Here is a 2,796-nt window from a genome sequence, read left to right as displayed (position 1 = left end):
TCCACCTAGGGCCATGAAGGCGCAGGGGAAGAGTAGTAAACCAGACCAACCGATGAAGACGAAACGGTCTCTTTTGAGCCAGTCATCGAGAGCATCAAACAGCCCTCTTTCTGGGGCGCGTCCGACAGCAATGGTCATGGGTATTTTTCCTCTTGCTTAACTGAAATCACGGGCAAGATTTCTTAACTTTTTTGAGTCTGGGATTACTCCCATTGTCTTATAAGATGGCGCGATCGATTGACTGGATTAGCTTAACTAAACTAGCTGCGATCGCTGGTTAATCCTCACAAACTGTAAAAGATTAACGTTTCTTAAACTAGCACAAGCTAGACAATAATTTCGAGTTCGGTAAGACTTTGGTTTCTTGTGGCCTCTATCTACCTTTAACCATTATTAGCAAAAAATTACAAATCTATACAACTTGACTCATAATTGATTTTTTGTACACATAAAAACTTTTTTGTCAATGAGTATTTATATTCATTTTTTTAATTGATCGCCACTCGCAATCCTCTAGGGGTTGCTCTAGCAATTGACAATCGAAGCATTCCTCGGCCTCGGTTTTCAGGGTAGCGATAATTATCTCTAGGGTCAAATCTGGGGCTAAATTCAGCTTTTGAGGGGCGGCAGTGGCGAAAACTTGCTCAAACAGCGAATTATCTTGCTCTAGCACCATCGAACCATGTTGGAGAACCGAGGAACCCCGTTGCAGTTGGGCGCTCCCAATAAATTTATTTCCCCAATTATCGACTAAATCCGCACCGGTAGCTGTACCGAAACAGTTAGCAGAATGGATATATCCCCGGCCGGCAGCACCGTAGGACAATTCTAGACCGAGATTTTGCCAGCCTGTGATTAAAAATTGACAGATTTGCTGGTAAACTTCCCTAACATTCCCCTTCATCCCCGAATTTACCACCATATAAGTCAAATCCCCCTGATGTAGTACGGCCCGTCCACCAGTAGGACGACGAACTAGGGAGATTTTTTGACCTTGCCAAGTCAAATCACGCCAAAAATCAGGATATTGCCGTTGATGATAGCCCAAGGAAATAGCTGGGGGCGACCATTGATAAAAACGCAGAGTCGGGGGATGATGACCACAACGGTGTTGCTCTAGTAACCAAGAATCGATCGCCATTTGTCGCTCTGCCGATGAGACAATTGGAGGGATATAACGCCAAATTTTAGCTGCCACCAAAGGATTCTCGTAACATTTCATCATTATTATCTGCTACCGTCGCCACGAGAGTAATTGCTCGCGAAATCTCCCCGGGAGACAAATCGGCCACAGTACGCTGAGAAATCACCACCACCTGCTCATTCATAATGGCAAAATGAGATTCAAAGGTTTCGGCACAATTCATCGCTAATAACTTGCGAGTTAATCCCAATTCATCCTTAACGGGCAATTTCAGCACAGAAGACCACACCGTGAGAAAATCATCATCGCTTTCCCCGGTTAACTGCACAAACACCTCAACGCTACCATACTGAAACTTCCACAGATAACCTTTTTCTGTGTGTTGTACCATAGCAGTATCATTCTGCTGCAGAGTAGAAATAACCATTTCAATCATTTCTTGGTGACTGCTCGTACTAGCCAGAAATTCATCGGTCATTGACTCTATTGCTTCTGAAGTCGCTAAACTTTCTGTGGTCATAAAAATTCTCTAAACTCGATCGATCACAATCTTATCCCAAGAGAAAAGAAAAAAAGACATTCGGGTTGGGGTTTTGGGGTTTTGGGGTTTTAGTTGAATTTCCCCACTTTCCCCACTTCCCCAATTACTCAAAATTTTATGAAGCATTTGAGTAAACACCTGACTTGATCGATGACAATGGCTCTATCCCGTTCTAGCTGTCAATAATTATGCAAAGTCTTTTTCAACGTTCCCTAACTGAGACCAATTCTGGGGAAGAAGATACCCGTAGTCGTATTCTACAGGCCGCTTTACGTTTATTTGCCGCTAAGGGTTATGAAGGAACCACGACTAAAGACCTAGCAGGAAAGGCAAATGTGGCAGAAGGAACTTTATTTCGTTATTTTCCCAACAAAAAGGCGATTTTAATCGAAGTGGCCACTAGGGGATGGGTGGATATTCTCACCGACTTGCTGACGGAATTGAGCGAAATGGGCAGTTATAAAGCGGTAGCGCAGGTGATGCGACGTAGGGTGTTGAGAATGCGAGAAAATAGCGATTTATTGCGAGTTTGTTTTATAGAGGCACAATTTCACCCCGAATTAAAAGAGCGGATTCAATCGGAGGTAATTGCTAAAATGACCGATGTGGCCGAGGCTTTTTTTCAAACAGCGATCGATCATGGTATCTATCGTCCCATGAATCCGAAAATTGTGGCCCAGGTTTTTCTTGGAATGTTCGCAATTGCCGGTTTTTCCAGTGAAACTATTTTAGATAGCAATGCTTCCCCCTTAGCTTTACAAGAAATGGCCGAAGGTATTGCCGAAATTTTTCTGAATGGAGTGTTAGTTAAGTAGGGTTTGCTGAAAAAGTTTTTCGTGGGGGTAGGAGTCAGTAGCCGGTCGTTTCAGGCTTTGTTGCCCTCTTTTTTTGTACCAGTTTATATAACTGGACTTCCCCGTTGACAAAAAGCCATAAGCTGTGCTGTAGAAGGGATTAAAAGAATTTCCAGCGCCCCGTTACTGGCTACAAATTAGGGAAACTCCCAATAAATCTAACGCTTTTTGTTGCAGTTGGGTCGGTCGAGTTATCTTAGAAAAACGATAACTTCCCTCCCTAATCGTACATTCCACTGTATTCAAGCAAATTGTCC

At 43.3% G+C, this 2,796-nt stretch carries 3 protein-coding genes and 1 pseudogene; 1 reads left to right on the top strand and 3 read right to left on the bottom strand.

Annotation, left to right across the window (positions count from 1 at the left end; genetic code table 11):
* The 3 genes and pseudogenes from IM485_RS20800 to IM485_RS20790 all read right to left on the bottom strand — a co-directional run.
* Nucleotides 1-138: pseudogene (locus IM485_RS20800) on the bottom strand (photosystem II D2 protein (photosystem q(a) protein)); the annotation flags it as partial.
* Nucleotides 139-463: 325 nt separating this feature from the next.
* Complete coding sequence (locus tag IM485_RS20795; RefSeq protein ID WP_104398346.1) at nt 464-1,225, bottom strand: lipoate--protein ligase family protein; 762 nt, start codon at nt 1,223-1,225, stop codon at nt 464-466.
* Nucleotides 1,188-1,664: a YbjN domain-containing protein gene (locus IM485_RS20790; protein WP_104398347.1), complete on the bottom strand. Its 477-nt coding sequence runs from the start codon at nt 1,662-1,664 to the stop codon at nt 1,188-1,190. The genes IM485_RS20795 and IM485_RS20790 overlap by 38 nt, the downstream gene beginning before the upstream one ends.
* 209 nt (nt 1,665-1,873) lie before the next feature.
* Here IM485_RS20790 and IM485_RS20785 point away from each other — a divergent pair, with 209 nt between their 5' ends.
* Nucleotides 1,874-2,500: a TetR/AcrR family transcriptional regulator gene (locus tag IM485_RS20785; protein WP_002738367.1), complete on the top strand. Its 627-nt coding sequence runs from the start codon at nt 1,874-1,876 to the stop codon at nt 2,498-2,500.
* Nucleotides 2,501-2,796 lie beyond the last annotated feature (296 nt).

It is taken from the genome of Microcystis sp. M169S2, assembly GCF_020245865.1.
Taxonomy (GTDB): Bacteria; Cyanobacteriota; Cyanobacteriia; order Cyanobacteriales; family Microcystaceae; genus Microcystis; species Microcystis ichthyoblabe_A.
This window is presented reverse-complemented; position numbering and strand designations above follow the sequence as displayed.